The 6480-nt window shown below is 51.2% G+C and carries 9 protein-coding genes; all 9 read left to right on the plus strand.

Annotation, left to right across the window (positions count from 1 at the left end; translation table 11 throughout):
* Positions 1 to 194 precede the first annotated feature (194 nt).
* Positions 195 to 1031, plus strand: coding sequence for an FKBP-type peptidyl-prolyl cis-trans isomerase (fkpA, locus tag NR177_RS16560; RefSeq protein WP_024471368.1), 837 nt, complete (start codon positions 195 to 197; stop codon positions 1029 to 1031).
* Positions 1032 to 1193: 162 nt separating this feature from the next.
* Complete coding sequence (locus tag NR177_RS16565) at positions 1194 to 1916, plus strand: transcriptional regulator (protein WP_063877475.1); 723 nt, start codon at positions 1194 to 1196, stop codon at positions 1914 to 1916.
* A complete protein-coding gene (gene tusD, locus NR177_RS16570) occupies positions 1916 to 2302 on the plus strand; it encodes a sulfurtransferase complex subunit TusD (protein WP_063877474.1) in 387 nt (128 codons plus the stop codon). The genes NR177_RS16565 and tusD overlap by 1 nt, the downstream gene beginning before the upstream one ends.
* Positions 2302 to 2661, plus strand: a complete 360-nt coding sequence (gene tusC, locus NR177_RS16575) for a sulfurtransferase complex subunit TusC (RefSeq protein WP_063877473.1) — start codon at positions 2302 to 2304, stop codon at positions 2659 to 2661. The genes tusD and tusC overlap by 1 nt, the downstream gene beginning before the upstream one ends.
* Before the next feature lie 9 nt (positions 2662 to 2670).
* Positions 2671 to 2958 carry a sulfurtransferase complex subunit TusB gene (gene tusB, locus NR177_RS16580; RefSeq protein ID WP_063877472.1) on the plus strand — a complete coding sequence of 96 codons (288 nt, stop codon included), beginning with the start codon at positions 2671 to 2673 and terminating at the stop codon, positions 2956 to 2958.
* A gap of 128 nt (positions 2959 to 3086) precedes the next feature.
* On the plus strand, positions 3087 to 3461 hold the full coding sequence (gene rpsL / locus NR177_RS16585) for a 30S ribosomal protein S12 (RefSeq protein ID WP_006120575.1): 375 nt from the start codon (positions 3087 to 3089) through the stop codon (positions 3459 to 3461).
* 96 nt (positions 3462 to 3557) lie between these two features.
* Positions 3558 to 4028: a 30S ribosomal protein S7 gene (gene rpsG / locus NR177_RS16590; RefSeq protein WP_063877471.1), complete on the plus strand. Its 471-nt coding sequence runs from the start codon at positions 3558 to 3560 to the stop codon at positions 4026 to 4028.
* Between the two features lie 93 nt (positions 4029 to 4121).
* Positions 4122 to 6236: an elongation factor G gene (gene fusA, locus NR177_RS16595; protein WP_063877470.1), complete on the plus strand. Its 2115-nt coding sequence runs from the start codon at positions 4122 to 4124 to the stop codon at positions 6234 to 6236.
* Positions 6237 to 6304: 68 nt separating this feature from the next.
* Positions 6305 to 6480 (plus strand): GTP-binding protein (locus NR177_RS16600; protein WP_256853265.1); only part of this gene is annotated, 176 nt, incomplete at its 3' end.

Raw genomic sequence — 6480 nt, forward strand, 5'->3', positions numbered from 1 at the left:
TGTTTTATTTAGCGTTTAGCTTGAAAAAGGCCCAGATGGCATCATCTCTGGTGAAACTTCCTGACGCAAAAAAGGTCGGAAGTAGACCAGATAATTACGCTGTGGGAGTGTTCGCCACTGCCACGTAAAGTTATAGTGTGGGCCCGCAGTCCGCAATGATTCCCGAGGTGTCAGGCTTCGGTTTTGGAGAAAGGATGAAATCACTGTTCAAAGTCACATTGTTAGCTACCACCATGGCCGTCGCGCTGAATGCTCCGCTGGCAATGGCTGCAGAAACTGCAGCGGCACCGGCAGCAGCCGATGCGCCTCAGACTGCTCCTCAGGCTCCAAAAAATGCAGCCTTCAAAAATGAAGATCAGCAATCTGCGTATGCTTTGGGTGCGTCACTGGGCCGTTATATGGACAACTCTCTGAAAGAACAAGAGAAGCTGGGCATCAAACTGGACAAACAGCAGCTGATTGCCGGTGTTCAGGATGCGTTTGGTGGCAAGAGCAAACTGTCTGACGAAGAGATCGAGCAAACACTGCAGGCGTTTGAAGTGCGTGTGAAAGGCGCGGCTTCAGCCAAGATGGAAAAAGATGCGAAAGAAAATGCCGAGAAAGGTGAAGCTTACAGCGCTAAGTTTGCCAAAGAGAGCGGCGTGAAGAAAACCGACAGCGGTCTGCTGTACAAAGTAGAGAAAGAAGGCACCGGTGATGCGCCGAAAGACAGCGATACCGTGGTCGTAAACTACAAAGGTACGCTGATCGACGGTACGGAGTTCGATAACTCTTACACCCGCGGTGAGCCACTGTCATTCCGTCTTGATGGCGTGATCCCAGGCTGGACCGAAGGCCTGAAGCACGTTAAGAAAGGCGGTAAGATCAAACTGGTTATCCCACCGAATCTTGCCTATGGTAAGAACGGCGTTCCGGGTATTCCAGCGAACTCTACCCTGGTCTTTGATGTTGAACTGCTTGATATCAAACCTGCACCAAAAGCAGATGAAAAAACGCAGGCACCTGCTGCTGACGCGAAGAAATCCCAGTAATCTGTCTGCCGCCACCTTCGGGTGGCGGTTTCTGCGCGTTATGACAAACCTCTGGCATAAGCCCGCGACATTTGCCAGACTATCGCCTGCATAATTATCCCAATATTGAGTCTGCCCGTAAGCCGCTGTGACAGGCTCCAGCCATGTAGGGTGATGTCTTCAATGTCTAATCCATTCAATCCCGGTGAACTGAGCGACTTCGATCTTCTGGAGCAGCATCCGTTCGAGCAAACTGATTACGATATTTTAAAGTCGTATGAGGCTGTCGTAGATGGCCTTGCCATGCTGATCGGCTCGCATTGTGAAATCGTCCTGCACTCACTGGAGGATTTGAACTGTTCGGCTGTGCGTATTGCTAACGGTGAGCACACTGGTCGTAAAGTCGGATCGCCCATTACGGACTTAGCGTTGCGCATGCTGCATGATATGCAGGGCGCAGACAGCAATGTTTCCCGCGCTTACTTTACCCGTGCGAAAAGCGGTGTGTTGATGAAGTCAGTGACAATCGCGATTCGCAATCGTCAGCAGCGGGTTATTGGGCTGTTGTGTATCAACATGAACCTTGATGTGCCGTTTTCACAGATTATGTCGACATTTCTGCCGCCTGAAATGCAGCAGGTTGACTCCAACGTTAACTTTGCCAGTTCGGTAGACGACCTGGTCATGCAAACGCTGGAATTTACTATTGAAGAAGTGAGCGCCGATCGCAATGTGTCGAATAATGCCAAGAACCGTCAGATCGTATTAAACCTGTATGAGAAAGGTATTTTCGACATCAAAGATGCCATCAACCAGGTTGCAGACCGCTTAAATATTTCCAAGCACACCGTGTATCTCTACATCCGTCAGTTTAAAAACGGTGACTTCCAGGGGCAGGATCGCTAATGCGTTACGCGCTGTTGGTCACGGGCCCCGCCTATGGCACGCAACAGGCGACCAGCGCTCTGCTGTTTGCCAACGCGTTGCTGGCAGCCGGCCATCAACTGGACAGTGTGTTTTTTTACCGGGAAGGCGTGCTGAATGCGAATCAGCTGACGGCACCGGCCAGTGATGAGTTTGATCTGGTCCGGGCGTGGCAGTCACTGAGCCAGGCACAGGGCGTCGCGCTGAATATCTGTGTCGCAGCAGCATTACGGCGCGGCGTGACCGATCAACAGGAAGCGTCAAGGCTGGCGTTGCCCGGCGCTAATCTGCAACCCGGCTTCATGCTGGCCGGCTTGGGTGCGCTGGCTGAAGCGGCACTGCGGTGCGAACGCATGGTGCAGTTCTGATGAATCGTGTTGCGTTTGTCTTTACCCGTGCGCCGCATGGCACCAGTGCAGGTCGTGAAGGGCTGGATGCTGCCTTGGCGACCGGTGCATTAAGCGATGACATCGGCCTGTTTTTTATTGGTGACGGTGTACTTCAGCTCAACAGCGGGCAACAGCCAGAAAATATTCACAGTCGTCATTATGCCGCGACCTTTGGTGTGCTGGCGCTGTATGATATCGAGCAATGTTACCTGTGTCGGGACGCGTTGCGGGTTCGCGGTTTAGCGGAAAGTGCTCCGCGTATTTTGGATGCTGAGATTTTAGATGCGCCGTTACTGCGTCAAAAACTGGCTGGCTTTGACCGAATCCTGACTTTTTAAGAGCGAGTCATGCTGCATACTTTATTTCATTCGCCGGCTTACAGCGACATTGATACGCTGTCATTACTGTTGAGCCCGGACGACGACCTGTTATTGTTGCAGGACGGCGTACTGGCAGCGATCCAGGGCAGTAGGGCGCTGGAAAAACTGAGCGCCTGCGGTGTAAAACTCTGGGCGCTGCAAGACGATCTGAGCGCACGCGGGCTGAGTGAGCAAATTTCTCCCATTGTGCAGCCAGTAGACTATACTTTTTTCGTTGCGTTAACGGTAAAACATCGACAACAAATGGCCTGGTAATTCGCTGACCCCCTGGTTATTTCTTGACACCCTTTTGACACAGCCCTAAAATTCTGCCTCCTCGTAATTCTACGAGGTGATTTATTACGTGTTTACGAAGCAAAAAGCTAAATCCCAGGAGCTATTTAATGGCAACAGTTAACCAGCTGGTTCGCAAACCACGCGTCCGCAAAGTTGCAAAGAGCAACGTGCCGGCGCTGGAAGCTTGCCCGCAGAAACGTGGTGTTTGTACTCGTGTGTACACTACCACTCCTAAAAAACCAAACTCAGCACTGCGTAAAGTTTGCCGTGTGCGTTTGACTAACGGTTTTGAAGTTACCTCCTACATCGGCGGTGAAGGTCATAACCTGCAGGAACACTCCGTGATCCTGATCCGTGGCGGTCGTGTTAAAGACTTGCCAGGTGTGCGTTACCACACCGTCCGTGGCGCGCTGGACTGCTCAGGTGTTAAAGACCGTAAGCAGTCACGCTCCAAGTACGGCGTGAAGAAGCCAAAGGCTTAATGGTTCTCCGTTAAGTAAGGCCAAACGTTTTAACTTAAATGTCAAACTAAACTCGTAGAGTTTTGGACAATCCTGAATTAACAACGGAGTATTTCCATGCCACGTCGTCGCGTCATTGGTCAGCGTAAAATTCTGCCGGATCCTAAGTTCGGATCAGAGCTGCTGGCTAAATTTGTAAACATCCTGATGGTAGATGGTAAAAAGTCTACTGCCGAAACTATCGTCTACACCGCGCTTGAGACCCTGGCTCAACGCGCTGGTAAAGATGGCCTGGAAGCGTTCGAGGTTGCTCTCGAGAACGTGCGTCCGACTGTCGAAGTTAAGTCACGTCGCGTTGGTGGGTCTACCTACCAGGTTCCAGTTGAAGTCCGTCCGGTTCGTCGTAATGCCCTGGCAATGCGTTGGATCGTAGAAGCTGCTCGTAAACGCGGTGATAAATCTATGGCTCTCCGCCTGGCGAACGAACTTTCTGATGCTGCAGAAAACAAAGGTACTGCAGTTAAGAAACGTGAAGACGTTCACCGCATGGCAGAAGCCAACAAGGCGTTCGCACACTACCGCTGGTAACAGCTTCGTAGTTGTTATTAACCCAGCGGGCGTCCCAGTGACTCACCTGCTGGGCTTTTTTAACTTAGAACGTCTAAGAATCAGAGGAATCAAATGGCTCGTAAAACACCCATTGAGCGCTACCGTAACATTGGTATCAGTGCCCACATCGACGCCGGTAAGACTACAACTACCGAACGTGTTCTGTTCTACACCGGTGTAAACCACAAAATCGGTGAAGTCCATGACGGCGCAGCAACCATGGACTGGATGGAGCAGGAGCAGGAACGTGGTATTACCATCACGTCTGCTGCGACCACCTGTTTCTGGTCTGGTATGGCTAAGCAGTTTGAACCACACCACGTAAACATCATCGACACCCCGGGACACGTTGACTTCACCATCGAAGTTGAGCGTTCTATGCGTGTGCTTGATGGCGCAGTCATGGTTTACTGTGCGGTTGGTGGTGTTCAGCCACAGTCTGAAACCGTATGGCGCCAGGCGAACAAATATAAAGTTCCACGCATTGCGTTCGTTAACAAAATGGACCGCATGGGTGCTAACTTCCTGAAAGTTGTTGATCAGATGAAAGCGCGCTTGGGTGCAAACCCAGTTCCACTTCAGCTGGCCATCGGCGCAGAAGACGGCTTTACCGGTGTTGTTGACCTGGTGAAAATGAAAGCTATCAACTGGAACGATGCCGATCAGGGCGTTACCTTCGTATACGAAGATATCCCAGCTAATATGCAGGAACTGGCTGAAGAATGGCGTGCGAAGCTTGTTGAAGCTGCAGCTGAAGGTTCTGATGAGCTGATGGAGAAATTCTTCGGCGGTGAAGAACTGACAGAAGAAGAGATCAAAACATCTCTGCGCAAACGCGTTCTGAAGAACGAAATCATCCTGGTTACCTGTGGTTCTGCATTTAAGAACAAAGGTGTTCAGGCGATGCTGGATGCGGTTGTTGAATACCTGCCAGCACCGACTGACGTTACCGCGATTAACGGTATGCTGGACGACGGTAAAGACACGCCGGCTGAGCGTCACTCAGACGACAAAGAGCCGTTTGCTGCACTGGCGTTCAAAATCGCTACCGACCCGTTTGTTGGTAACCTGACCTTCTTCCGCGTTTACTCTGGTGTGGTTAACACTGGCGACACCGTGTTCAACCCGGTTAAGTCAAACCGTGAGCGTCTGGGCCGTATTGTTCAGATGCACGCCAACAAACGTGAAGAGATCAAAGAAGTTCGTGCGGGCGACATCGCAGCAGCGATCGGCTTGAAAGACGTAACCACGGGTGACACGCTGTGTGATCCAGACAACGTCATCATTCTTGAGCGCATGGAATTCCCTGAGCCGGTAATCTCTATCGCCGTTGAGCCGAAAACCAAAGCTGACCAGGAAAAAATGGGTCTGGCTCTGGGTCGTCTGGCGAAGGAAGATCCATCATTCCGCGTATGGACTGATGAAGAAACCAACCAGACCATCATCGCCGGTATGGGTGAGCTGCACCTCGACATCATCGTTGACCGTATGAAGCGTGAATTCAACGTTGAAGCAAACGTGGGTAAACCACAGGTTGCTTATCGTGAAGCGATCCGCTCTAAAGTTACCGGTATTGAAGGTAAGCACGCCAAGCAGTCTGGTGGTCGTGGTCAGTACGGTCATGTTGTTATCGACATGTACCCACTGGAGCCAGGTTCGAACCCGAAAGGTTACGAATTTGTCAACGATATCAAAGGTGGTGTAATTCCTGGCGAATTCATCCCTGCGGTTGATAAAGGTATCCAGGAGCAGCTGAAATCAGGCCCACTGGCCGGTTATCCGGTTGTGGATCTGGGTGTTCGTCTGCACTTCGGTTCTTACCATGACGTTGACTCCTCTGAGCTGGCGTTTAAACTAGCCGCGTCTATTGCCTTTAAAGATGGCTTTAAGAAAGCGCAGCCAGTTCTGCTTGAGCCTATCATGAAGGTTGAAGTCGAGACCCCAGAAGAGAACACCGGTGACGTAATCGGTGACCTTAGCCGTCGTCGTGGTATGCTCAAAGGGCAAGAATCTAACGCTACTGGCGTTCAGATCCACGCTGAAGTCCCGCTGTCTGAAATGTTCGGATATGCAACTCAGCTGCGCTCTCTGACCAAAGGTCGTGCTTCGTACTCCATGGAGTTCCTGAAGTATGACGACGCGCCGAACAACGTTGCGCAGGCCGTTATTGAAGCTCGTAGCAAATAAGCTACGGTTTAAATTTGAACTGATGCCTTCATCCAAAGTGATGAAGGCATAACGTAAGGAATATCGCCATGGCGAAAGAGCAATTTCAACGTAACAAACTGCACGTAAACGTGGGCACCATCGGTCACGTCGACCACGGTAAAACCACCCTGACTGCAGCTATCACTACCGTTCTGGCTAAAACCAACGGTGGCCAGGCGCGTGCGTTCGACCAGATCGACAGCACCCCGGAAGAAAAAGCACG

The organism is Pantoea sp. Fr+CA_20 (assembly GCF_024520835.1).
In the GTDB taxonomy this organism is placed as follows: domain Bacteria; phylum Pseudomonadota; class Gammaproteobacteria; order Enterobacterales; family Enterobacteriaceae; genus Pantoea; species Pantoea allii.

Coding starts and splice junctions, on each gene's coding strand:
- fkpA (WP_024471368.1), top strand. CDS start 195: ATGAAATCACTGTTCAAAGTCACATTGTTAGCTACCACCATGGCCGTC.
- NR177_RS16565 (WP_063877475.1), top strand. CDS start 1,194: ATGTCTAATCCATTCAATCCCGGTGAACTGAGCGACTTCGATCTTCTG.
- tusD (WP_063877474.1), top strand. CDS start 1,916: ATGCGTTACGCGCTGTTGGTCACGGGCCCCGCCTATGGCACGCAACAG.
- tusC (WP_063877473.1), top strand. CDS start 2,302: ATGAATCGTGTTGCGTTTGTCTTTACCCGTGCGCCGCATGGCACCAGT.
- tusB (WP_063877472.1), top strand. CDS start 2,671: ATGCTGCATACTTTATTTCATTCGCCGGCTTACAGCGACATTGATACG.
- rpsL (WP_006120575.1), top strand. CDS start 3,087: ATGGCAACAGTTAACCAGCTGGTTCGCAAACCACGCGTCCGCAAAGTT.
- rpsG (WP_063877471.1), top strand. CDS start 3,558: ATGCCACGTCGTCGCGTCATTGGTCAGCGTAAAATTCTGCCGGATCCT.
- fusA (WP_063877470.1), top strand. CDS start 4,122: ATGGCTCGTAAAACACCCATTGAGCGCTACCGTAACATTGGTATCAGT.